The 23,176-nt window shown below is 54.1% G+C and carries 26 protein-coding genes and 1 pseudogene; 16 read left to right on the forward strand and 11 right to left on the reverse strand.

Annotation, left to right across the window (positions count from 1 at the left end):
- Positions 1 to 74 precede the first annotated feature (74 nt).
- Together C5687_RS01570 and C5687_RS01575 are read left to right on the forward strand one after the other, a co-directional pair.
- On the forward strand, positions 75 to 1,358 hold the full coding sequence (locus tag C5687_RS01570) for a YeaH/YhbH family protein (RefSeq protein ID WP_047958303.1): 1,284 nt from the start codon (positions 75 to 77) through the stop codon (positions 1,356 to 1,358).
- Positions 1,359 to 1,456: 98 nt separating this feature from the next.
- On the forward strand, positions 1,457 to 1,957 hold the full coding sequence (locus C5687_RS01575) for a YbaK/prolyl-tRNA synthetase associated domain-containing protein (RefSeq protein ID WP_025758202.1): 501 nt from the start codon (positions 1,457 to 1,459) through the stop codon (positions 1,955 to 1,957).
- A 21-nt stretch (positions 1,958 to 1,978) separates the two neighbouring features.
- On the opposite strand, the gene yoaI is transcribed toward C5687_RS01575, so the two are convergent.
- Positions 1,979 to 2,083: a small membrane protein YoaI gene (gene yoaI / locus C5687_RS01580; RefSeq protein WP_010430055.1), complete on the reverse strand. Its 105-nt coding sequence runs from the start codon at positions 2,081 to 2,083 to the stop codon at positions 1,979 to 1,981.
- Between the two features lie 144 nt (positions 2,084 to 2,227).
- Here yoaI and C5687_RS01585 point away from each other — a divergent pair, with 144 nt between their 5' ends.
- Positions 2,228 to 2,674, forward strand: a complete 447-nt coding sequence (locus tag C5687_RS01585; RefSeq protein WP_008500737.1) for a DUF441 domain-containing protein — start codon at positions 2,228 to 2,230, stop codon at positions 2,672 to 2,674.
- Here the strand turns inward: C5687_RS01585 and C5687_RS01590 are convergent.
- Entirely contained in the window at positions 2,658 to 3,449 is a 792-nt protein-coding gene (locus C5687_RS01590) for an AraC family transcriptional regulator (RefSeq protein WP_025758201.1), read from the reverse strand. The two genes, C5687_RS01585 and C5687_RS01590, sit on opposite strands and share 17 nt — an antisense overlap.
- Positions 3,450 to 3,548: 99 nt before the next feature.
- Between C5687_RS01590 and C5687_RS01595 the strand changes: the two genes are divergently transcribed.
- On the forward strand, positions 3,549 to 4,736 hold the full coding sequence (locus C5687_RS01595) for a CynX/NimT family MFS transporter (protein WP_045284964.1): 1,188 nt from the start codon (positions 3,549 to 3,551) through the stop codon (positions 4,734 to 4,736).
- Positions 4,737 to 4,767: 31 nt separating this feature from the next.
- Here C5687_RS01595 and C5687_RS01600 read toward each other — a convergent pair whose 3' ends face one another.
- Complete coding sequence (locus tag C5687_RS01600) at positions 4,768 to 5,475, reverse strand: CTP synthase C-terminal region-related (seleno)protein (RefSeq protein ID WP_025758199.1); 708 nt, start codon at positions 5,473 to 5,475, stop codon at positions 4,768 to 4,770.
- 101 nt (positions 5,476 to 5,576) lie between these two features.
- Here C5687_RS01600 and C5687_RS01605 point away from each other — a divergent pair, with 101 nt between their 5' ends.
- On the forward strand, positions 5,577 to 5,921 hold the full coding sequence (locus C5687_RS01605) for a DUF488 domain-containing protein (protein ID WP_047958298.1): 345 nt from the start codon (positions 5,577 to 5,579) through the stop codon (positions 5,919 to 5,921).
- Here C5687_RS01605 and C5687_RS01610 read toward each other — a convergent pair whose 3' ends face one another.
- The gene (locus C5687_RS01610; protein WP_104556294.1) at positions 5,922 to 6,227 is read right to left on the reverse strand and encodes a nuclear transport factor 2 family protein; all 306 of its coding nucleotides are present in this window, start codon (positions 6,225 to 6,227) and stop codon (positions 5,922 to 5,924) included.
- Positions 6,228 to 6,307: 80 nt separating this feature from the next.
- A complete protein-coding gene (locus C5687_RS01615; RefSeq protein WP_047958296.1) occupies positions 6,308 to 6,562 on the reverse strand; it encodes a putative hemolysin in 255 nt (84 codons plus the stop codon).
- Positions 6,563 to 6,870: 308 nt separating this feature from the next.
- On the opposite strand from C5687_RS01615, the gene C5687_RS01620 reads away from it, so the two are divergent.
- Positions 6,871 to 7,899 carry a sensor domain-containing diguanylate cyclase gene (locus C5687_RS01620; protein WP_047959793.1) on the forward strand — a complete coding sequence of 343 codons (1,029 nt, stop codon included), beginning with the start codon at positions 6,871 to 6,873 and terminating at the stop codon, positions 7,897 to 7,899.
- A gap of 45 nt (positions 7,900 to 7,944) precedes the next feature.
- Positions 7,945 to 8,043: a YoaK family small membrane protein gene (locus C5687_RS01625; RefSeq protein ID WP_014883431.1), complete on the forward strand. Its 99-nt coding sequence runs from the start codon at positions 7,945 to 7,947 to the stop codon at positions 8,041 to 8,043.
- Between the two features lie 129 nt (positions 8,044 to 8,172).
- Here the strand turns inward: C5687_RS01625 and C5687_RS01630 are convergent, their stop codons facing one another.
- The 3 genes from C5687_RS01630 to C5687_RS01645 form a co-directional block, all read right to left on the reverse strand.
- Entirely contained in the window at positions 8,173 to 8,421 is a 249-nt protein-coding gene (locus C5687_RS01630) for a GlsB/YeaQ/YmgE family stress response membrane protein (RefSeq protein WP_008500746.1), read from the reverse strand.
- A 282-nt stretch (positions 8,422 to 8,703) separates the two neighbouring features.
- On the reverse strand, positions 8,704 to 10,176 hold the full coding sequence (locus tag C5687_RS01640) for a sensor domain-containing diguanylate cyclase (RefSeq protein ID WP_104556295.1): 1,473 nt from the start codon (positions 10,174 to 10,176) through the stop codon (positions 8,704 to 8,706).
- A 178-nt stretch (positions 10,177 to 10,354) separates the two neighbouring features.
- A complete protein-coding gene (locus tag C5687_RS01645; RefSeq protein ID WP_104556296.1) occupies positions 10,355 to 11,425 on the reverse strand; it encodes an EAL domain-containing protein in 1,071 nt (356 codons plus the stop codon).
- A 236-nt stretch (positions 11,426 to 11,661) separates the two neighbouring features.
- Here C5687_RS01645 and C5687_RS01650 point away from each other — a divergent pair, with 236 nt between their 5' ends.
- On the forward strand, positions 11,662 to 13,170 hold the full coding sequence (locus tag C5687_RS01650; protein ID WP_104556297.1) for an EAL domain-containing protein: 1,509 nt from the start codon (positions 11,662 to 11,664) through the stop codon (positions 13,168 to 13,170).
- Positions 13,171 to 13,240: 70 nt separating this feature from the next.
- On the opposite strand, the pseudogene C5687_RS01655 reads toward C5687_RS01650, so the two are convergent.
- The 3 genes and pseudogenes from C5687_RS01655 to icd form a co-directional block, all read right to left on the reverse strand.
- Positions 13,241 to 13,485, reverse strand: a pseudogene (locus C5687_RS01655) (DUF2543 family protein).
- Positions 13,486 to 13,559: 74 nt separating this feature from the next.
- Positions 13,560 to 13,907, reverse strand: a complete 348-nt coding sequence (locus C5687_RS01660; RefSeq protein ID WP_104556298.1) for a DUF1304 domain-containing protein — start codon at positions 13,905 to 13,907, stop codon at positions 13,560 to 13,562.
- 77 nt (positions 13,908 to 13,984) lie between these two features.
- Entirely contained in the window at positions 13,985 to 15,235 is a 1,251-nt protein-coding gene (gene icd / locus C5687_RS01665) for an NADP-dependent isocitrate dehydrogenase (RefSeq protein WP_104556299.1), read from the reverse strand.
- 117 nt (positions 15,236 to 15,352) lie between these two features.
- Between icd and rluE the strand changes: the two genes are divergently transcribed.
- The 8 genes from rluE (at position 15,353) to C5687_RS01705 (ending at position 23,161) form a co-directional block, all read left to right on the forward strand.
- Positions 15,353 to 16,006: a 23S rRNA pseudouridine(2457) synthase RluE gene (gene rluE, locus C5687_RS01670; RefSeq protein ID WP_045284970.1), complete on the forward strand. Its 654-nt coding sequence runs from the start codon at positions 15,353 to 15,355 to the stop codon at positions 16,004 to 16,006.
- A gap of 9 nt (positions 16,007 to 16,015) precedes the next feature.
- Positions 16,016 to 16,489: an NUDIX hydrolase gene (locus C5687_RS01675; RefSeq protein WP_059385735.1), complete on the forward strand. Its 474-nt coding sequence runs from the start codon at positions 16,016 to 16,018 to the stop codon at positions 16,487 to 16,489.
- 40 nt (positions 16,490 to 16,529) lie between these two features.
- On the forward strand, positions 16,530 to 17,642 hold the full coding sequence (gene mnmA, locus C5687_RS01680) for a tRNA 2-thiouridine(34) synthase MnmA (RefSeq protein WP_045284972.1): 1,113 nt from the start codon (positions 16,530 to 16,532) through the stop codon (positions 17,640 to 17,642).
- Positions 17,643 to 17,669: 27 nt separating this feature from the next.
- On the forward strand, positions 17,670 to 18,299 hold the full coding sequence (hflD, locus tag C5687_RS01685; RefSeq protein ID WP_008500756.1) for a high frequency lysogenization protein HflD: 630 nt from the start codon (positions 17,670 to 17,672) through the stop codon (positions 18,297 to 18,299).
- 19 nt (positions 18,300 to 18,318) lie between these two features.
- Entirely contained in the window at positions 18,319 to 19,689 is a 1,371-nt protein-coding gene (gene purB / locus C5687_RS01690) for an adenylosuccinate lyase (protein WP_094918927.1), read from the forward strand.
- A gap of 123 nt (positions 19,690 to 19,812) precedes the next feature.
- On the forward strand, positions 19,813 to 20,484 hold the full coding sequence (gene phoP / locus C5687_RS01695) for a two-component system response regulator PhoP (RefSeq protein ID WP_045285019.1): 672 nt from the start codon (positions 19,813 to 19,815) through the stop codon (positions 20,482 to 20,484).
- Positions 20,485 to 21,948, forward strand: a complete 1,464-nt coding sequence (gene phoQ / locus C5687_RS01700; protein WP_025758178.1) for a two-component system sensor histidine kinase PhoQ — start codon at positions 20,485 to 20,487, stop codon at positions 21,946 to 21,948.
- Between the two features lie 91 nt (positions 21,949 to 22,039).
- Positions 22,040 to 23,161 carry a ribosomal protein uL16 3-hydroxylase gene (locus tag C5687_RS01705; RefSeq protein ID WP_104556300.1) on the forward strand — a complete coding sequence of 374 codons (1,122 nt, stop codon included), beginning with the start codon at positions 22,040 to 22,042 and terminating at the stop codon, positions 23,159 to 23,161.
- Positions 23,162 to 23,176: the final 15 nt, after the last annotated feature.

The raw sequence follows: 23,176 nt of genomic DNA on the forward strand, positions 1-23,176 counted from the left end.
AACAAGTGCCCGGTGGCGTTTAACGCCTGCCGGGCCTACAAAATGCAAGTTGGCAAATGCAGTACGGGGGGTATATGACCTGGTTTATTGACCGGCGTCTTAACGGCAAAAACAAGAGCACGGTGAACCGCCAGCGCTTCTTGCGTCGTTATAAAGCGCAAATTAAACAGTCTATCTCCGAGGCCATCAACAAACGCTCGGTGACCGACGTCGACAGCGGCGAGTCTGTCTCCATCCCCACCGATGACATCAGCGAACCGATGTTTCATCAAGGGCGAGGCGGCCTGCGCCATCGCGTACACCCAGGTAATGACCACTTCGTTCAGAACGACAGAATTGAGCGTCCTCAGGGCGGCGGCGGTGGTTCAGGAAGCGGTCAGGGACAGGCCAGCCAGGACGGTGAAGGTCAGGACGAATTTGTCTTCCAGATCTCAAAAGATGAATATCTCGACCTGCTGTTCGAAGACCTGGCGCTGCCGAATCTCAAAAAGAATCAGCACCGTCAGCTCAATGAATACAAAACCCATCGCGCGGGTTATACCGCCAACGGCGTGCCCGCCAATATCAGCGTCGTGCGTTCGCTGCAGAACTCGCTGGCGCGACGCACGGCCATGACGGCAGGAAAACGTCGTGAGCTGCGTGAACTGGAGAGCAGCCTGAAGGTGGTGGAAAACAGCGAGCCGGCGCAACTGCTGGAAGAGGAGCGCCTGCGTAAAGAGATTGCCGAGCTGAGAGCGAAGATCGACCGGGTACCGTTTATCGACACCTTCGACCTGCGCTACAAGAACTACGAAAAGCGTCCGGAACCCTCCAGCCAGGCGGTGATGTTCTGTCTGATGGACGTTTCCGGCTCCATGGACCAGGCCACCAAAGATATGGCGAAGCGTTTTTATATTCTGCTCTATCTCTTCCTGAGCCGAACGTATAAGAACGTGGAAGTGGTCTATATTCGCCACCATACCCAGGCCAAAGAGGTGGATGAACACGAGTTCTTCTACTCTCAGGAGACCGGGGGCACCATCGTCTCGAGCGCGCTGAAGCTGATGGATGAAGTGGTGAAAGAGCGTTACGACCCGGCGCAGTGGAACATCTATGCCGCGCAGGCGTCGGACGGCGATAACTGGGCAGATGACTCACCGCTGTGTCACGAAATTCTGGCGAAAAAGATTCTGCCGGTGGTGCGTTACTACAGCTATATCGAAATCACCCGTCGCGCACACCAGACCCTGTGGCGGGAGTATGAACATCTGCAGTCGATGTTTGATAATTTTGCCATGCAGCACATCCGTGACCAGGATGATATTTATCCCGTGTTCAGGGAGCTGTTCCACAAGCAGTCCGCCACCAGCAACGCATAATCCAACAGCCAGCGAACCCGCTGGCTGTTTTCTTTCGACCCCGTACATCCCGTGCTAATGTAGAAAGCTACCTACTGGATTTTCACCGGGAAAGCGTTATGACTGACGACGTTATTGGGGCAGGAACCCATCAGCAACTGATTACTTTACTCACCGAGCAGGGCGCACGGTTTCGCGTCATGGAGCATGAGGCGGTCGGAAAATGCGAAGCGGTAAGTGAAATTCGCGGGACCGAACTGCGCCAGGGGGCAAAAGCGCTGGTGTGCAAAGTGAAGGGAAACGGCGTAAAAAAACACGTTCTGGCGATCCTGGCCGCCGATCTGCAGGCCGACCTGAGCCAGCTTGCCAGCCATTTTGGTGGGCTGAAAGCCTCTCTCGCCAGCCCGGCCGAGGTCGATGCTCTCACCGCCTGCGTGTTTGGCGCCATCCCGCCCTTTAGCTTCCATCCTGATCTGGCGCTGGTTGCCGACCCGCTGCTGTTCGAGCGCGTTGACGAAATCGCGTTTAACGCCGGTCTGCTGGAGAAATCCGTGATTATGGACACCCAGGATTACCTGCGCATCGCCCGTCCAGAGCTGGTGACGTTCCACAGAGCCTGACCGCGCTGGCTGGCGCTCCTGTCAGCCTTTTCTTTCCAGAAACAGCACGGAAGCGACCAGAATAACGGCGATGGCGAAAAACGATGAGGAGATAATCAGCGTTTCGACAAACATGTGATCGTTCATGATGGCGACCCCTTTTGCGATATCTCCCTTCGTTTTAATCCGCGTAAATGACAAGGTTATGACAGCGATAAAAATCTTTTTAAACCTGTCCACCGTTTTTCCGCGTACAGTAAGCAGGATCATTTTTCTGGCAAGGATTCCCCTATGTTTGACCCGACTCTGCTCATTCTGCTGGCGCTCGCCGCGCTCGGCTTTATCAGCCATAACACTACCGTCGCCATCTCGATTCTGGTGCTTATCATTGTGCGCGTAACGCCGCTCAATACCTTTTTCCCGTGGATAGAAAAACAAGGGCTGACCATCGGGATCATCATTTTAACCATTGGGGTGATGGCACCCATCGCCAGCGGTACCCTTCCCGCCTCAACGCTGCTGCACTCGTTCGTCAACTGGAAATCACTGGTGGCGATCGCGGTGGGGATTTTTGTTTCGTGGCTGGGGGGACGCGGCGTCACGCTGATGAGCAGCCAGCCCTCGCTGGTAGCGGGCCTGTTGGTGGGCACCGTGCTGGGTGTGGCGCTCTTTCGCGGCGTTCCGGTGGGCCCGCTGATTGCGGCGGGTCTTGTCTCGCTGTTTATCGGGAAGTCGTAGTCAGGCTGGCCATATAACGCGCCGGCGTCTGACCCAGCCCCTTTTTAAACATGGTGATAAACGCGGTGGTCGAGTCATAGCCCAGTGACTGAGCCACCTGCTGCACTGATTTGCCGCTAATCAAATGCTGTAACGCCACAATCAACTGCAGCTGGTGACGCCAGCGGCGAAAGCTCAAGCCGGTCTCTTTCACCACCAGCCGTGCCAGGTTGCGTTCGCTCATGGCAAAGTGGCTTGCCCACTGCGCCAGCGTCTGCCAGGCCGCCGGCTCTTCCGCCATCTTCTCGCTCATCAGCCGGATTTTGGGATGGGGTGAGACGGGCAGTTGCAGATGCTCCTGGCGCTGGAGCGGCAGCTCATCAAACAGGACATTCACCAGCCGCGAGGTGGCCGCAAGGTGCAACTGTTCACGTGATTTTTCTGCCAGCGATAAAATCAATTCCCGTACCAGCGGAGAGATTTTCAGGGTGCAGCAGCGGTCGGGCAACCGCGCGGTCCCCGGTTCAATGAACAGAAAGCAGAGTTGTGCCCCCGGCGTGGCTCTGTTGCTGTGCGGCATCTGGCCGGGGATCCAGACGGCATACTGAGGCGGCACCATCAGCATGGCATTTTCCACTTCGCAGGTGATCGCCCCGCCAAGAGCCAGAATTAGCTGTCCCTTGCGGTGGTGATGAAGCGGAATATATTGTTCCTCTGCCACCACGCGAATGCGAAATGCGACGGCCGCATCGTGCTGGCTATCAGGATCGTAGCCGTCCAGTCCCAGACCAATCATCAGGTTGTCCGATTTTAGCGATAAACTGTCATTTTAGCCTGATTTCAACCGCCGCGAAAATCGGTATGGTGTGCACTCGCTTGAACGTATGAGAACAAAATGACTACTGCACTTCGCACCTCAGGAAAACACGGCGTGCTGCTGATCGCAGGCATCCTGATGATTGCCACGACGCTTCGCGTCACCTTTACCGGGGCAGCCCCGCTGCTCGATACTATTCGTCTTGATTATGGCTTAAGCACGGCGCAAACCGGTCTGCTGACCACCCTGCCGCTGCTGGCCTTCGCTCTGGTCTCGCCGCTTGCAGCCGGTGTGGCCCGGCGCATCGGCATGGAGCGCAGCCTGTTTATCGCCCTGCTGTTGATTTGCGCCGGGATTGCCGTGCGCTCCCTGCCCTCCGCCGCTGCGCTTTTCGCTGGAACGGCGGTGATAGGCTGCGGCATTGCGCTCGGCAATGTACTGTTACCCGGGTTAATTAAACGTGACTTTCCCGGCCAGGTGGCGAAACTCACCGGCGCCTATTCCCTGACGATGGGCGTGTCGGCGGCGTTCGGCTCGGCACTGATTGTTCCCCTGGCGCAGGGGGCGGCGGGCTGGCATGGCGCGCTGCTGATGCTGATGGTATTTCCACTGCTCGCGCTGCTGCTGTGGCTGCCGCAGTGGCGTCAGGAACACGCCGCGACGGTCACGGGCGCTGGCGCGCTGCATAACCGCGCCATCTGGCGCTCGGCTCTCGCCTGGCAGGTGACGCTCTTTTTGGGGATCAACTCGCTGATTTACTACGTCATCATCGGCTGGCTGCCGGCGATACTGCTCAGCCACGGCTACAGCGAAGCGCAGGCCGGCTCGGTGCATGGACTTTTACAGCTGGCCACGGCGGTACCGGGTCTTGCCGTTCCGCTGATCCTCCACCGTCTGAAGGATCAGCGGGGCATCGCCGGCGCGGTGGCGCTGATGTGCGCGGTGAGTGCGGCGGGCCTGTGGTTTATGCCTGAGCTGGCGGTAATGTGGACGCTGGTGTTTGGCTTTGGTACCGGGGCAACGATGATCCTCGGTCTGACGTTCATCGGTCTGCGCGCCAGCTCTGCGCATCAGGCGGCGGCGCTGTCCGGCATGGCACAGTCGATTGGTTATCTGCTCGCGGCCTGCGGCCCGCCGGTAATGGGGAAAATTCATGATACCACGGGAGACTGGCGTCTCCCACTTCTGGGCTGCGCGCTGGCCGCTGTGATCATGGCCGTCTGCGGCATGCTGGCCGGGCGAGACCGGGAGATCGCGCCCCGTTAAACACGGAGGCAGACCCTCGGGTCTGCCTTTTTTATCCGCGGGCCGCGCGCAGCATCGCCTGTACCAGCACCACCGGACGGCCTTCCAGCGCAGCACGCTCATGCTGGAATAAGGTGATCACAAAGAACGGGTGGGTAACCAGTTCCGCGGCACGAATTTCTCCCTGATCGTCCCAGCCTGTGACATGCATATCACCGCTCTCCAGCGCCTGGGCAAAGGCCGGCGACACGCCATAATTACAGTGATATCCCTCTTCAATTTCCGGCTTGCCGTACGCTTTCGCAATCAGCGTATTATTACGCAGCTCAATGGCATCGGTTTTTTCCACCAGCGAGCAGGTGAGCGGCGCAATCACCATAGTGCCTTCGGTATCCGTCTCAGCGTGTGCCGCATCGCTCCAGCCCAACACATTACGGGCATACTCGATCAACGCATGCTGGAACCCACCGCAGGTGCCCAGGAACGGAATGCCGTTTTCACGGGCGTAGCGCGCGGCGATAAAAGCGGCTTCCGTGTTTTTATAGGGGCTTGCAGGAACCAGCCAGATGGCATCGTAGCCCACCAGATCTTCCGGGCTGGTGAGCTCCGTGGTGGCAAGCCAGTCGTAATCGGCAGTGAGGTCAAGGACAGCAGCGGCATCGTCAATGGCCAGCGGGATCGCCTGATGCGCAATAACAGCGGGATTGTAGTCGCCAACCAGCGCAATGCGCAGCGTCGTTTTAACCGGGAGGTGTTCCATGAAAGGTTCCTTATGCCAGAGAATTATCAGATAACATAAGGAACCTCAGACTACCGATCTTTTGCAGTTATCACAATACCTTAAATTGGGAGGGTGGGATCATGATTCAATGCAAACGGGTATACGAACAGGCTAGCCCGGACGACGGATATCGGGTGCTGGTGGACCGACTGTGGCCGCGCGGGGTTAAAAAAACGGACCTCGTCTATGATGAATGGTGTAAAGCGCTCGCGCCGTCGAATGAATTACGCAAGGCCTTTCACAGCGAAACCCTTGATTTCGCGGCCTTCAGTCAGGCCTATCGGGAAGAGCTGGCGCAGCATGTGGACGACGGCATGCTTCTGGCGGCGAGGGCCAAAAAGCAGACCGTCACGCTGCTGTTTGCTGCCAAAAACACGGAACAAAATCACGCGCAGGTCTTAGCTGACTGGCTGCGCCATCTGTAATCAGCTGACGGTGAGTTCACCGAGAATCTGCGGTGCTCCATCCGGGTTGAGCGGCATCAGATGTTCGGCGCGAACAAACGCAAAGCCGTGCTGATTGTCAAAGGCGTAGACATCACCCGTCACCAGCCAAAGTGCGCGATCTGCCGTGGCGGGTAATTGTGTCATTACGCCGTTAACCGGGTTAACGAAGCGCAGGCCGGGCTGGCAAAGGCCAAATAACTCAACAGATTTACCAATATTGCGACGGCCTGACGCCGTGCGGGCACCCACGATTAACGCCATGCTGCCCGGTTTAAGCTGAAACATACTTCTCTCACGATAACGATGGCCAGAAACTGGCTAAGAATAATCCTAAAGAGAAGTGTATCGCAATCCCGGCCCCGCTGTCACCTGGCGGGCTGCGGGTGATCGCGACGGTAGAGGTCCCATTCATCGATCACTTTACCATCGGGTAATTTGCACTCCGTGCGCACGCCTTGTGGGCTCTGGATCGGGATCTGTTCCCCCCCTTTTTCCAGACAGTAAACGGAAGCCGGGTTAGCCATCCCGATAGCATGCGGTGGCTGAGGCGCATCCGGTGGGGGAGTTTTTGTGGTGCAAGCCGCCAGCGGTAGCGCAAGGGCCAGAAGCAGAAATCTCATCTTATTGATCCTTTTGACATCATGACAGGCTAAGGGTAACGGGCCAGCGCCGCGTTCTCCATGATTTCTCCATTTTAACTGCACTTTTCCAGCCTATAGTGCGGAATGTTCTCGATATGACCAGAGAACATCATTCCGTAATCAAGATGTCTTTGCCCCGGTCCTCAACGCCGGGGCTTTTTTCGCCCTCTCCCCCAACCCGCGCATATATTAAATTTTTTATATTCATGTTTTACTATGGCTGAAGCCTAAAAATAAAGCATAACATGCAGATGCAGACGTCTTCTGCCTGGGAGTCATTCTACGTCATGTCGGATATTATCCTTGCCCGTGTTTCAGAAACCCTCGCCACTGAACAATCCCTTGAAAGCCTCGTTCGTCAGTTACTGGAGATGCTGGAGATCGTGACCGACATGGAGTCAACTTACCTCACTAAAGTTGATATCCAGGCCCGGCTGCAGCATATCCTCTACGCCCGCAACAGCAAGCAGATGACGATCCCCGAAGGGTTGAGCGTTCCCTGGGATGAAACGCTGTGCAAGCGTGCGCTGGATAGCGATACCCTGTTCAGTAACGACGTCCCCGAACGCTGGCCTGAGTGTGAAGCGGCAAAAGCGCTTGGCATTACTACCTATATGAGCATCCCCGTCCATTTTGCCGATGGTTCATTGTACGGAACGCTCTGCGCCACCAGCACGGCGAAGAAACCCCTCAGCGAGCGCGGTGAGCAGGTGCTGAGATTATTCGCGGGTTTGATTGGCCAGTACATCCAGAAGGAGTCGCTGGTCACCCAGCTTCGCGAAGCCAACGCGGCCCTCATTGCGCACTCTTATACCGATGCCCTGACCGGTTTACCCAACCGTCGTGCCCTGTTTGAGGATCTGACCACCCTGTTCTCGCTGGCCCGGCATCTGAAGCGTAACGCTATCATCGCGTTTATCGATCTGGATGATTTTAAACTGATTAACGACCGTTATGGACACGAAGCCGGCGACCAGTTCCTGGTTGAAGTGGGCAAACGTCTGACGGAAGGAAAGCAGCAGGACGACATCATCGGCCGGCTGGGTGGTGATGAGTTTCTGGTGGCGTCGCTGGGCCAGCCCCACAGTGAAGGCGATATCACGCAGGTCACCCTGCTCAAATCACGTCTCAGCGCCTGTATTGCCGGTGAATACTGGCTGGGCAGCGTTCACATTATCTATCCGGGAGCCAGCCTCGGCGTTATCGAAGTTGACCCAGGCGCAACCGATCCGGACAGCGCGTTACGTGCCGCGGACGTCGCGATGTATCAGGATAAGAAAGGAAAAAGCAAAACACGCTTTCTCACTATGGATTAACCCCGTACACTCTACGGCGTTATAGAAACCGAAACAGGTGATGGTATGAGAATAGGGATCCTCTTCCCGGTCGTTATTTTTATAACGGCGGTGGTCTTTTTAGCATGGTTTTTTGTCGGCGGTTATGCGGCTCCTGGGGCATAAATGCGCAAAACAACCGTCATTATGCTGATCGTTGCCCTCGCGGCGTTCGCCGGCACGCAGCTTGGCTGGTGGTAAACCCACTACGTAAAAAGGCCGCCATCTGGCAGCCTTTTTTAACGCTTACAGGGCTTAGCTTTTGATCTTTCTGTAGATAAACAGAACAACCAGTGCACCAATCACCGCGACGGCGAAACTACCGAAGTTAAAGCCATCGACCTTGCCAAACCCGAACAACGTACTGATCCAGCCGCCGACTACCGCGCCGACAATACCCAGTATTACGGTGACGATAAACCCACCGCCATCTTTGCCCGGCATGATCCACTTCGCCAGAATACCCGCAATAAGCCCAAAGATAATCCAGGATAAAATTCCCATAACGTTCCTCTCTGTATGGTTTTTGTCATTAAATCAACGACACAAAAAGAATAGCACAGGATCTGAGAAAGGAAATTCGTGATAAGCATCACAACGAGAGAGTGCGTAACGATTAGCCAGCGGACAGATCGCGCCACATGAAATGTAGGGTTGCATCTTTTGTTGAGAAAGATTATCTTTCTCAACACTGAATAGTTGAGAGAAACACTCAGGTATTCAGTACGACATTGCTCACATTGCTTCCAGTATTTCTTGCCCACTCCTGAGTGGGCTTTTTTTTGCTCATAGCCCGACAAACGCATAACGATTACGTCCGGCGCGTTTTGCCTGGTAGAGCGCCTGGTCAGCGGCAATAATCAGGTTCTGCTGGCTGCCTGCGATGTCGACGGCGCGCGCGGTGGAAATCCCGACGCTGACCGTAACCCGCCTGAAGGGGCTAAAAGCATGATCGATTTGCAGGGAATAGACATTGCGAATAATGGTCTGCGCCAGACGAAGCGCCTCCTGAATATCCGTATCAGGTAATATCAGAGCGAATTCCTCTCCGCCATATCGCGCCACAGTCTGGTTATCACGGGTCAGGCTCTCACGAAGACTGTTACCCAGCAGTGCCAGGCACCGGTCCCCTTCCGGATGACCGTAGTTATCATTGTATTTTTTAAAGTAATCCATATCCACAAGGAGCATCGATATCGGCGTGTCATGGGCAGCACACCGCGCGATTTCCGAGAGGATCCTTTCATCAAAGATGCGGCGGTTGTACAGCCCGGTCAGCGCATCCTCAGAGGCGATAATTTTTAGCGCTTTATTATCCCGCGCTTTTCGGGACAAGTCGGAATAGAGGAACCATGACGCAACGATGAGTATCGCCGCGAAAACGAAAATCAGTACCGCCAGCTGAATGGCCTGTTTGCGCCAGGCAGAGAGAGCTTCATCAATGCTGACGGCCACGGTGGTGACCAGCCCGTAGCGTTTGTTTTTCTCATAGGCATAAATGCGCTCGATTTTATCAAACCGCGAGATGGAGCTGGCTATCCCTGTATTTTGTACCTTGAGGTATTTCCTGAAGAGGGGTGAGTCAGAAACAATGGTGCCGATATAGGTATTTTTAAAAGGATAACGGACCAGTAGCACGCCAGATTGTGTCGTTAAGCCAATCACCCCCGAGTGACCGATATTAATCTGTCCGTACAGCGCGAGAAAATTCTCGATACCCAGCGTGACCACCACGACACCGTTAAAAGCCCCGGAGGGGGTTTCAAGGCGCCGACTGATGGTGATCACCCATTTACCATTGGTTCTGCTTACCACCGGCTCACCAATAAAAATCTGCTGATTTTTATTTTCCTTATGGTAGATAAAAAATTCTCTGTCCGAGCCTTTACGCGGCCCGGTAAAACTTTCGTGCAATGCGGTAAAGATATCGCCCTGTGCATTGTAAACAACCACATTATTAATCTGGGTAAGAAGATTATCCTGATCGTTTATCATCCGCTGAATATTGATCGCCTGTTGCGCGGTCATGCCATAAATTTCGATCATGTCGGAAACGGTAGTAATTAACATTTCACTCTGGCGCATGATCCCCTCGGTGTAGACATCAAGGGTATGGCTCAGGTTGGCGACGCTGGTATTAATTTGCTGGATTGACTGCTGTCTGGACGTGGCAATTTGGACCGCAAGCGACAACGAGATGATCAAGGAGACAATGATGACGGTAATGGTTGTTGTGTAAAAAGTATTTTTCACATGCACGAGCTATTCCACCTTATCACGCCTGACGTCCCTGGCTGACAACTCTTGTCACTGTAACAAAGCTCAGGATAAGAGGAAAATGAATTGCACTTAAGCATACAACAGAAGCTCGTCTTTATTTCTTTTTTCACCGCCTGGCGACCGCCTTATTCCAGGCGCACTGCAAAGGGCGAGGTTTTTACAGACTTACGGCCTCCCTGGGCTTAGATAAAATGACTTTAATAAAGTCTATATAGGAGACGGGTTTACCAAAATAATATCCCTGTAACAGGGTAATCTCATTACGGTTGAGATACTCCAGTTGCTCCTTCGTTTCTACACCTTCCGCCACAATACGCAATGAGAGTTTTTTCGCGAGATCAATAACGCAGTCCAGCAGGATCGTGGAGTCCTTCTCCTCTGACACCCGGTTCACAAAACTCTTATCAATTTTAATGTAATCAATGGCAAGCGCATTAAGGCACGACAGTCCGGAATAGCCCGTACCAAAATCATCCAGGGCAATGACAAAACCGGCCTTATGCAGCAGATTGAGATTTTCCACCAGGTGAGGATTATCGACCAGCGGCTCACGCTCGGTTACCTCGAGCACCAGTTTGACTTCTTTCCCCTGAAACCCTTTGCCGAACACGCGGCAATCGCCGATGAAAGAAGGAGCATCGATGTGCCTGGCGCTGATGTTCACCCCAATATGAAAGCCGTCCGGCAGTTTCGACAACAGCGGCTTAAGCTGAGTAACCACTTTCGCCATTAACCCTTTGGTCAGCGGGATAATCAAACCGCTACGTTCAGCAATCGGGATAAAGACATCCGGCGGGATAAAGCCTGATTTCGGATGTTTCCATCGGGCCAGGACTTCCACACCGTACAATCCGCCGGTATCACCATTTACGATGGGCTGATAATAGGGAACAATCTCCCCCTGCAAAATGGCCTTACGCAGATCGTCTTCAATGGAGGTGCTTTTTCCCTTGTAGCGGTGGATTAAAATGCCCACCGTCACGGACAGCGCGAGAATGAGCAATATCAGACGCCATCCCTGCTGCAGGATCATGACGACACGCTGATGCGGTTTTAATGCGGCCTCTGTCCCTGACACCCGTTGTCCGCTACGGGTACAGACCTGAGTCGCACTGACGGCTGTCGCGGTATGAATATTATTCTGTTTCGCCAACTGCCCGTTAACGATCACAATACCGCTCAGAAAGAGAAAAAGAGTACTGACAATAGCGATCGTTACGTTGCGCACGATGTTTTCCTTACTAGAAAAAACAAGCATGGAAGTTCTGAAGAAAAGTCTGTGGCAAACCTGGCGTACCTAAATAGCAATAAAAAAAGCTTAGCTGAGATTTATCTTAAAAAACTGATGCTTTCGTATGAGTTCATCCGCCTGATAGCGCTCACAGGCTGCGACTGTCGGGCTTGTGCCTTGCCCTGGCTGTGTTAATATTTGAGCAATCAGGGAGTGGACAGGATCGCTGGAAAATGAAAAAAATGATTGCCGTTGCTATCGTTTCAACGCTTCTGGTCCTCCTCTCTCTTTATGCGGTCAATGCTGTTATCGTGGGTCAACAGAAGAGCAAACAGCGTGAAATATCCCATACCCTCTTACGTTATTCAGAAGATCTCTCCCAAAGCGTAGCGCTGGCCCTGAAAAGTATTACGACACAAGGGTGCGATAAATCCAGTCTCGATAGCTACAGACAAATAAAGCTGGATAGCCTCTATTTCGGTGATATCGGTTTTATTGAAAATGGAAAAATAGTCTGTACCGCGTTTTGGGGAAAACTTGCCACGCCCGTTGCACTTCCCACAGAACTGCATAAAACGCCGAGAGGCTTTCTGCTGGCGCAGTTTTCCAGAAAAGATTTTTTCACGGGCAACGCGGCAATTTATAACAATATTATTATTTTCACCTCCCGCTATGCTTACGATAAATTCACCCCGGTTACGGCAAGCTATTCGCTGAGCGCCACCACCAAAGACCTCGGCAGAACGTTTTTTACTACCGCCCCTGAGTTAACGCAGCAGAGCTGGCTGCATTCGACGTTGTTTACCCTGACCCTTACCCGGTGCAGCGCCTTCTGGGACCTGTGTGTCATTGTGACGCATCACGACGCAGGGTTGGCCTCGTTACCCCCGTTTATCTTTGCGCTTCTGGCTGTCATTTTATATTTTATTTGGGTCGCGATAACTCTCTTTATCTTCCGTCTCTATGAAGATCGTTTTTCGCTGGAACGCACGCTGATTAAAGCCGTGTTAACGAACACCATCAGCGTTAACTATCAGCCGATTATTCGCATTCACGATCAAAAAATAGTGGGCGTAGAAGTACTGTCGAGATGGCGCGATCAAAAACAAGGGGATGTCTCCCCGGAGCTTTTCATTCCATTAATTAAGAAGATTGGTCTCTATAAAAAATATTATTGTAACATTATCGAAAAATCGATCTCTGAAATCGCTCCGCTGGCGAATAAACATCGGCTGATTGTCTCACTTAATGTTGGACGCAAGGAAATTGAAGACGGCCAGTTTATTCACGTTTTGCAGCGAGTCTGTTTGGCCAATCACCTTCCCCTCTCCCTGGTAAAGGTTGAGCTCTCTGAAAAAGCCGTTTCCAGCGCCGATATTCTCGAGGGATTTTGTCAGGAGCTTAAAGCGCTCGGCGTTAAAATATCAATCGATGATTTTGGCGTGCAAAATTCCAACCTCGCCAGACTGTCGCTGCTCGAATATGATGAGATCAAAATCGATAAGTCGCTGGTTGATGGCATCAGCGAGCATTATAAGCAAAATATCTTTGTGATCTTTAGCGACGCGCTGGCAAAACTGAATAAAACCCTGGTATTTGAAGGGGTGGAAAATGAAATACAGTATCGCTTCATTGCCGACAGATATCCCGATGCGCTGATCCAGGGATGGTACTTTTCTAAATCACTCACCCGCAGTGAGCTGGCAAAGCGACTCACCGGCGTCGCATGTTCTGCGGAATAAATGACTGTGGTCCGATAGCGTGATGCCGAGCGGTCAGGCAAAGCATCAGCATAAGGGTGTTTGAGGCAGGTTATTCATTTCCCCACTGATTGAGGAAATTCGCAATATCATCAATGCGGGTAGCGCGGATCCCGGCCTCTGCGGCCATCTCTTGCTGAGCGTCCTCGCTTATCTCCTCATTATTCGCTAAACGGGGAGCAGCAGCTGGAAATAATGTGCCAGCGCATCATGCTCAGACTCTGCGACCTGCTTTGCCGCTTCCGACGCGTATTCCTCGGCAATGTCATAATATTTCAGTGGGATAGTGTTGTTCATAACAGTCTCGTCTCTAACCAGTAAGGGTAAAGGCATCAGTATATCGGACGCCTTCCCGCAACCAAAGCCTTGCTTCAGAGGAGTAACGCAAGCAGCGCTGCGAGCGCGGGCATGGCCTGCACATAGAGAATTTTTCTGCTGGCGGTGACTGCGCCGAATAGTCCGGCAATCAACACGCAGACCAGGAAGAAGATCGCCACCGGAATACCTTTTTCGCCAAGCCAGAGGCTCCAGAGCAACCCCGCCGCCAGAAAACCGTTATACAGCCCCTGATTTGCGGCCAGCACGCGGGTGTCGCGCGCAAAGTCGGGACGCAGATTAAAGGCCTTATGACCTGTTTTGGTATTCCACAGGAACATCTCCAGCACCAGAATATAGAGGTGAATTAACGCAACAACCGTGATAAGGACGGTGGCTAACATCGTGTTGTCTCCCACAGGCAGAGGCAAAAAAAACGGGAACCCTCAGGCTCCCGTTACAGGTTAACCCAGAATCTGGATTACATGTTCGCGATAATCGCGTCGCCAAACTCTGAACATTTCAGCAGCTTAGCGCCTTCCATCAGACGTTCGAAGTCGTACGTTACGGTTTTCGCGTTGATCGCGCCTTCCATCCCTTTAACGATCAGGTCTGCGGCTTCGAACCATTCCATATGGCGCAGCATCATCTCTGCGGACAGGATGATCGAGCCTGGGTTCACTTTGTCCTGACCTGCGTATTTTGGCGCAGTACCGTGGGTCGCTTCGAACAGGGCGCACTCGTCACCGATGTTCGCGCCAGGGGCGATACCGATACCGCCAACCTGAGCGGCCAGGGCGTCAGAGATGTAGTCACCGTTCAGGTTCATACAGGCGATCACGTCGTATTCCGCTGGACGCAGCAGGATCTGCTGCAGGAACGCATCGGCGATCACATCTTTAATGATGATCTCTTTGCCGGTGTTCGGGTTCTTGATTTTCTGCCATGGGCCGCCGTCGATCAGCTCGCCGCCGAACTCTTCTTTCGCCAACTGGTAGCCCCAGTCTTTGAACGCGCCTTCGGTGAACTTCATGATGTTGCCTTTGTGAACCAGGGTCACAGAGTCACGGTCGTTGGTGATCGCGTATTCAATGGCCGCACGCACCAGACGCTTGGTCCCTTCTTCGGAGCACGGCTTAATGCCGATACCGCAATGCTCAGGGAAGCGAATTTTCTTCACGCCCATCTCTTCGCGCAGGAATTTAATCACTTTTTCTGCGTCTGCAGAGTCAGCTTTCCATTCGATACCGGCGTAGATGTCTTCTGAGTTTTCGCGGAAGATAACCATATCGGTCAGTTCTGGGTGCTTAACCGGGCTTGGGGTGCCCTGATAGTAACGAACCGGACGCAGACAGACGTACAGGTCCAGCTCCTGACGCAGTGCCACGTTCAGGGAACGGATACCGCCGCCAACTGGCGTCGTCAGTGGGCCTTTGATAGCAACGCGGTATTCGCGGATCAGCTCCAGCGTTTCAGCTGGCAGCCAGACGTCCTGGCCATAAACTTGAGTCGATTTCTCACCGGTGTAAATTTCCATCCAGGAAATTTTACGCTCGCCTTTGTAGGCTTTCTCAACAGCGGCATCAACCACCTTCAGCATTGCCGGGGTAACGTCTACACCGATACCGTCACCTTCGATGAACGGGATAATCGGATTGTGAGGAACGTTAATCTTGCCGTTTTGCAGGGTGATCTTTTTACCTTCCGCCGGAACAACTACTTTGCTTTCCATTAACCTCTCCTTCGAGCGCTTCTGGTTGTTACTGATCTTATGTTAATAAATTGTAATGAGCCCTTCGATAGTACCTGATTGTCCGACGCCATGAAAGGTCTTCGTTATTAGGCTATAATGCGGCAATTGATAACGCCTGAAAATACCATGAAGAAAACTTCTTTTACAAAACACCGGGTTGAGCGATTCAGCTCGCGACAAGCCGCCAGAAGACCGCAACAAACCCAGCCGAAGCGGGTGATTTTGTTCAATAAACCCTACGATGTTTTGCCGCAATTTACCGACGAAGCCGGGCGCAGCACGTTGAAGGACTACATTCCTGTTCAGGGGGTCTACGCGGCCGGTCGTCTTGACCGTGACAGCGAAGGCCTGCTGGTCTTAACCAACGACGGTGCGCTGCAGGCGAAGCTCACCCAGCCCGGGAAACGCACCGGAAAAATTTACTTCGTCCAGGTGGAAGGCGAGCCGGATGACGAGACGCTGGAAACATTACGCAAAGGCGTCACGCTGAACGATGGCCCCACCCTGCCCGCAGGTATTGAGCGCGTGAATGAACCGGCGTGGCTGTGGCCGCGCAACCCGCCTATCCGCGAACGCAAATCGATTCCGACCAGCTGGCTCAAAATCACCCTTTATGAAGGCCGCAACCGTCAGGTTCGGCGCATGACCGCACACGTTGGCTTTCCGACCCTGCGCCTGATCCGCTACGCCATGGGCAACTACACGCTGGAAACGCTCGCCAACGGTGAATGGCGGGACGTTACCTCTTAAGGAGTCACTATGTTTAAACCTCATGTCACGGTTGCCTGTGTGGTCCACGCCCAGGGGAAATTCCTTGTGGTAGAAGAGAGCATTAACGGCAAAGCGCTGTGGAATCAGCCTGCCGGACACCTTGAAGCCAATGAGACCCTGCTGCAGGCGGCGAAACGCGAGCTGTGGGAAGAGACCGGTATTCACGCTGAGCCCCAGCATTTCATCCGTATGCACCAGTGGATTGCGCCCGACAGCACCCCGTTCCTGCGTTTTTTGTTTGCCGTTGAGCTTAGCGAAACGTGCGCCACTGAACCGCAGGATGACGATATCGACCGCTGCCTGTGGGTCACCGCCGACGAGATCCTGAACGCGCCAAACCTGCGCTCGCCGCTGGTTGCGGAAAGCATTCGCTGCTGGCAATCTGCCGGTCGCTTACCGCTGGATGTCATCGGCGCATTTAACTGGCCGTTTACAGAGGGTGTCAATGGTGGGGGGGCGTGATAGAATACGCCGCCTTGAAGTTCAATGTCGTGAGTATTCCATGTCAGATAACAGCCAGAAAAAAGTAATCGTCGGCATGTCCGGCGGTGTCGATTCCTCCGTTTCCGCCTACCTGTTACAGCAACAGGGCTATAAGGTGGAGGGCCTGTTCATGAAGAACTGGGAGGAAGATGATGGCGAGGAATACTGCACTGCCGCAGCGGATCTCGCCGATGCGCAGGCCGTGTGCGATAAGCTCGGCATTGAACTGCACACCGTTAACTTTGCCGCAGAATACTGGGACAACGTTTTTGAACTGTTCCTCGAAGAGTACAAAGCCGGACGTACGCCAAACCCGGATATTCTGTGCAACAAAGAGATCAAATTTAAAGCCTTCCTGGAATTCGCCGCAGAAGATCTGGGCGCAGACTACATTGCGACCGGTCACTACGTGCGTCGCGCAGATGTGAATGGCAAAAGCCAGCTGCTGCGCGGTCTGGACGGCAACAAAGATCAGAGCTACTTCCTCTATACGCTGAGCCACGAGCAAATCGCCCAGAGCCTGTTCCCGGTTGGCGAGCTGGAAAAGCCGCAGGTGCGTAAAATCGCGGAAGAGCTGGATCTGATCACCGCGAAGAAAAAAGATTCTACCGGCATCTGCTTCATCGGCGAGCGCAAGTTCCGTGATTTCCTCGGTCGTTACCTGCCGGCACAGCCTGGCAAAATTGTCACCGTCGATGGCGACGAAATTGGCCAACACCAGGGGCTGATGTACCACACGCTCGGCCAGCGTAAAGGCCTGGGTATCGGCGGGACCAAAGAGGGTAGCGAAGATCCGTGGTACGTTGTCGACAAAGATGTCGAAAACAATATTCTGGTTGTGGCCCAGGGACACGACCATCCGCGTCTGATGTCCGTTGGCCTTATCGCGCAACAGCTGCACTGGGTCGATCGTGAGCCGTTAAAAGGCACACTGCGCTGCACGGTGAAAACACGTTACCGTCAGACCGATATTCCCTGCACCGTGACTGCGCTTGATGACGATCGCATTGATGTGCGTTTCGACGAGCCGGTTGCCGCCGTCACCCCGGGTCAGTCAGCTGTCTTCTACAGCGGCGAAATCTGCCTGGGCGGCGGGATTATTGAACAGCGCCTGCCGCTGCCCGCTGTTTAACACGATTGCACACATAAAGGAGACCGTGTGGCGAAGAACTACTATGACATCACCCTGGCACTGGCGGGAATTTGCCAGTCAGCCCGTCTGGTGCAACAGCTGGCACATCAGGGTCATTGCGACGCTGATGCCCTGCACGTTTCACTCAACAGCGTTATCGACCTCAATCCCGGCTCTACCCTGGGTGTGTTCGGCGGCAGTGAAACCAATCTTCGTCTCGGTCTTGAAACCCTGCTTGGCGTGCTCAACGCCAGTAGCCGTCAGGGGTTAAACGCAGAGCTGACCCGCTACACGTTAAGCCTGATGGTGCTGGAGCGTAAACTGAGCGCGGCAAAAGGCGCGCTCAATACCCTGGGCGATCGGATAGCCGGGTTACAGCGTCAGCTCGACCATTTTGACCTGCAGTCCGACACGCTGCTGAGCGCCATGGCCGGCATTTATGTCGATGTCATCAGCCCGCTCGGCCCGCGTATTCAGGTCACCGGCTCCCCTGCTGTGCTGCAAAGCCCACAGGTACAGGCAAAAGTACGCGCCTCCCTGCTGGCAGGGATCCGTGCCGCCGTGCTGTGGCACCAGGTTGGCGGTGGCCGCCTGCAGTTAATGTTTTCTCGTAATCGCCTGACCACTCAGGCAAAACAAATTCTTGCTCATTGTTAACCTCCCGGAGTTGCGAATTATGGAATTATCCTCACTGACCGCCGTATCCCCTGTCGATGGACGCTACGGCGATAAAGTCAGCGCGCTGCGCGGGATCTTCAGCGAATATGGTTTGCTGAAGTTCCGTGTTCAGGTTGAAGTACGCTGGCTGCAAAAGCTGGCCGCCCAGGCAGCAATCAAGGAAGTTCCTGCTTTTGACGCCCAGGCAAACGATTACCTTGATAAAATCGTCGCTGACTTCAACGAAGAAGATGCTGCGCGCATTAAAACCATTGAGCGCACCACCAACCACGACGTAAAAGCGGTTGAGTATTTCCTGAAAGAGAAAGTGGAAAGCGTTCCTGCGCTGCACGCCGTGTCTGAGTTCATTCACTTCGCCTGTACCTCAGAAGACATCAACAACCTGTCCCACGCCCTGATGCTCTCCACCGCACGTAAAGAGGTGGTGCTGCCATACTGGCGTAAAATCATCGACGCGGTGAAAGCGCTGTCTGTGGAATACCGCGACATCCCGCTGCTTTCCCGTACCCACGGTCAGCCAGCTACCCCCTCCACAATGGGTAAAGAGATGGCGAACGTGGCGTACCGTATGGAGCGCCAGTATCGTCAGCTGGAGCAGGTTGAGATCCTCGGCAAAATCAACGGTGCGGTCGGTAACTATAACGCCCACATCGCCGCGTACCCGGAAGTGGACTGGCACCAGTTCAGCGAAGAGTTCGTGACCTCGCTGGGCATTCAGTGGAACCCGTACACCACCCAGATTGAGCCGCATGACTATATTGCGGAGCTGTTTGACTGCATCGCACGCTTCAACACCATTCTGATCGACTTCGATCGTGACGTGTGGGGCTACATCGCGCTGAACCACTTCAAACAGAAAACCATCGCCGGTGAAATCGGCTCGTCAACCATGCCGCACAAAGTGAACCCTATCGACTTCGAAAACTCCGAAGGCAACCTGGGTCTGGCGAATGCCGTGCTGCAGCATATGGCCAGCAAACTGCCGGTATCCCGCTGGCAACGCGACCTGACCGACTCCACCGTACTGCGTAACCTGGGCGTGGGCATTGGCTACGCGCTGATCGCTTACCAGTCCACCCTGAAAGGCGTGAGCAAACTGGAAGTGAACCGCGATCGTCTGCTGGACGAGCTGGATCACAACTGGGAAGTGCTGGCAGAGCCGATTCAGACCGTCATGCGTCGTTACGGCATCGAAAAACCGTACGAGAAACTGAAAGAGCTGACCCGCGGCAAACGCGTTGACGCCGAAGGCATGAAGCAGTTTATCGACGGTCTGGCCCTGCCTGAAGACGAGAAAACGCGCCTGAAAGCGATGACCCCGGCGAACTACATTGGCCGCGCTATCACCATGGTCGACGAGCTTAAGTAATCTCCCTTCCCCCCTTTCCGCCCGGAAAGGGGGTTGCTTTTCCCCGGTTTACTCAATGTTTATCCCCACAGCAACATAATCAGCGTTAAACTATTCATACTATTCATTCTGGGAGAAAAGATGATGCGCGTACTGGTTGTTGAGGATAACGCATTGCTACGTCATCACCTGAAGGTTCAGCTTCAGGAGATGGGACATCAGGTGGACGATGCTGAAGATGCAAAAGAAGCCGATTATTATCTCAATGAACACCTGCCGGATATCGCCATTGTCGATTTAGGGTTGCCCGATGAAGACGGCCTCTCGTTGATTCGTCGCTGGCGCAGCCATGATGTTTCCCTGCCGGTTCTGGTTCTGACCGCCCGTGAAGGCTGGCAGGATAAAGTCGAGGTGCTCAGCGCGGGAGCAGATGATTACGTTACCAAACCGTTTCATATTGAAGAGGTGGCGGCCCGCATGCAGGCCCTGCTACGCCGTAACAGCGGACTGGCTTCACAGGTTATCTCCATCCCGCCTTTCCAGGTTGACCTCTCCCGTCGGGAATTAGCGATCAACGATGAAGTGATCAAGCTAACCGCCTTCGAATACACCATTATGGAAACGCTGATCCGTAACAGCGGCAAGGTAGTGAGTAAAGATTCCTTAATGCTTCAGCTCTATCCTGATGCCGAACTGCGCGAGAGCCATACCATTGATGTGCTGATGGGACGTTTACGTAAGAAAATTCAGGCACAGTATCCGCAGGACGTCATTACTACCGTCCGTGGCCAGGGCTATCTGTTCGAACTACGCTAAATGAGACGGATCTTGCGCCATATTTTGCCCCTGTCGCTGCGGGTACGTTTTTTACTGGCAACGGCTGCCGTCGTGCTGGTGCTGTCGCTCTCCTACGGCATGGTCGCGCTGGTGGGTTACAGCGTCAGCTTTGATAAAACCACCTTTCGCCTGTTGCGTGGCGAAAGCAATTTGTTTTATACCCTGGCGAAGTGGGAAAACAACAAAATCACCGTCGAGATGCCGGAGAACCTCAACCAGCAGAGCCCCACGCTGGCCCTGATTTATAACGAAAAGGGTAAGCTACTCTGGGCGCAGCGTGATATCCCCTGGCTGGTCAAAAGCATTCGGCCGGAGTGGCTCAAGACCAACGGATTTCATGAAATTGAAGCCGATCTCAATACCACCAGCTCCCTGATCCGGGAAGATCGCTCCCTGCAGCAAAAGCTGAATGAGATCCGCGCCGATGATGCCGAAACCGAGATGACGCACTCCGTTGCGATTAATCTCTATCCGGCGACGCTGAACATGCCGCAGCTGACCATCGTAGTGATCGACACCATTCCGGTCGAGCTTAAGCGCTCCTATATGGTCTGGAGTTGGTTCGTCTATGTGCTTGCGGCGAATCTGCTGCTGGTGATCCCGCTGCTGTGGGTCGCGGCGTGGTGGAGCCTGCGGCCTATTGAGTCACTGGCGAAAGAGGTTCGCGAGCTGGAGGAACATCATCGCGAGAAGCTTAATCCGGAAACCACCCGTGAGCTCACCAGCCTGGTACGTAACCTCAACCGCCTGCTGAAAAGTGAACGCGAACGCTATGATAAGTACCGTACCACACTGACCGACCTGACCCACAGCCTGAAAACGCCGCTGGCGGTCATGCAAAGTACCCTGCGTTCCATGCGCAGCTCCACGCTGAGCGTGGATGATGCCGAGCCGGTCATGCTGGAACAGATCAGCCGTATCTCCCAGCAAATTGGCTATTATCTGCACCGCGCCAGTATGCGTTCAGGAAGCGCGCTGCTGAGCCGCGAACTGCATCCCGTGGCCCCGCTTCTGGATAACCTCACTTCCGCCCTCAACAAGGTGTATCAGCGTAAAGGGGTCAACATCAGCCTCGATATCTCGCCTGAGATAAGTTTTGTCGGTGAGAAAAATGATTTTATGGAAGTGATGGGCAACCTGCTGGATAACGCCTGTAAATACTGTCTGGAGTTCGTGGAAGTGTCTGCACGTCAGACCGATAACGAACTGCATATTATCGTTGAGGATGATGGCCCGGGGATCCCGCGCAATAAACGCGATGTGGTGTTCGATCGCGGTCAACGCGCTGATACGTTGCGTCCCGGCCAGGGTGTGGGACTCGCCGTGGCCCGGGAGATTGTTGACCAGTACGACGGAAAGATCGAAACCGGCGAAAGTTTGCTGGGCGGCGCCAGAATGGAGGTCATTTTTGGCCGTCAACAGCCTGCATCGAACGATAGTTAACCCGTTCTGTGAAAAATGCGACGATCTCGCAGCCGGGGGGCCGAGCTTCCGTTATAATCCGAGTCAGTAAGAGCCTGCGGAATAAAAAAATATGGATTATCACTTAACACTTAACTGGCCCGAGTTTATTGAACGCTACTGGCAAAAACGCCCGGTGGTTCTTAAACGCGGGTTCAGCAATTTTGTCGACCCTATCTCCCCTGATGAGCTGGCCGGTCTGGCTATGGAAAACGAAGTCGACAGCCGCCTGGTCAGCCACCAGGACGGGAAATGGCAGGTCAGCCACGGTCCTTTCGAAAGCTACGATCATCTCGGCGAAAACAACTGGTCGCTGCTGGTGCAGGCGGTCAACCACTGGCACGAGCCGACGGCCGCATTAATGCGTCCGTTCCGTGCCCTGCCCGACTGGCGCATGGACGATTTGATGATCTCGTTCTCGGTGCCGGGCGGCGGCGTGGGTCCGCATCTGGACCAGTACGACGTGTTTATTATTCAGGGGACGGGCCGCCGCCGCTGGCGCGTGGGCGAAAAAGTGCCCATGAAGCAGCACTGCCCGCATCCGGACCTGCTTCAGGTTGATCCGTTTGAAGGGATTATCGACGAAGAGCTGGAGCCGGGTGATATTCTCTACATCCCGCCAGGATTCCCTCATGAAGGTTATTCCCTGGAAAACTCACTTAACTACTCCGTCGGGTTCCGCGCACCAAGCGGCCGCGAGATGATCAGCGGGTTTGCCGATTACGTTCTGCAACGCGAGCTGGGCAGCTATCGTTATAGCGATCCGGGTGTGCCTGCGCGCGAGCATCCGGCAGACATCCTGCCTGCGGAGCTCGATAAGCTGCGCGGCATGATGCTGGATCTGATCAACGAGCCGGAACATTTCAGACAGTGGTTTGGTGAGTTTATCAGCCAGTCTCGTCATGAGCTGGACGTTGCGCCGCCAGAGCCGCCGTATCAGGCCGACGAAATTTATGATGCCCTTCAGCAGGGCGACAAGCTGGTACGTCTGGGCGGATTGCGCGTGCTGCGCATTGGTGAGGATGTGTTTGTCAACGGCGAGAAGCTGGACTCCCCGCACCGTCCGGCGCTGGATGCCATTGCCAGCCATCTTGTGTTGACCGCCGAGACCTTTGGCGACGCGCTGGAGGACCCGTCCTTCCTCGCGATGCTGGCTGCGCTGGTCAACAGCGGGTACTGGTTCTTTGAGGACTGAGTCGCCTTAACGCCC

This window comes from Enterobacter sichuanensis (genome assembly GCF_002939185.1).
Taxonomy (GTDB): Bacteria; Pseudomonadota; Gammaproteobacteria; order Enterobacterales; family Enterobacteriaceae; genus Enterobacter; species Enterobacter sichuanensis.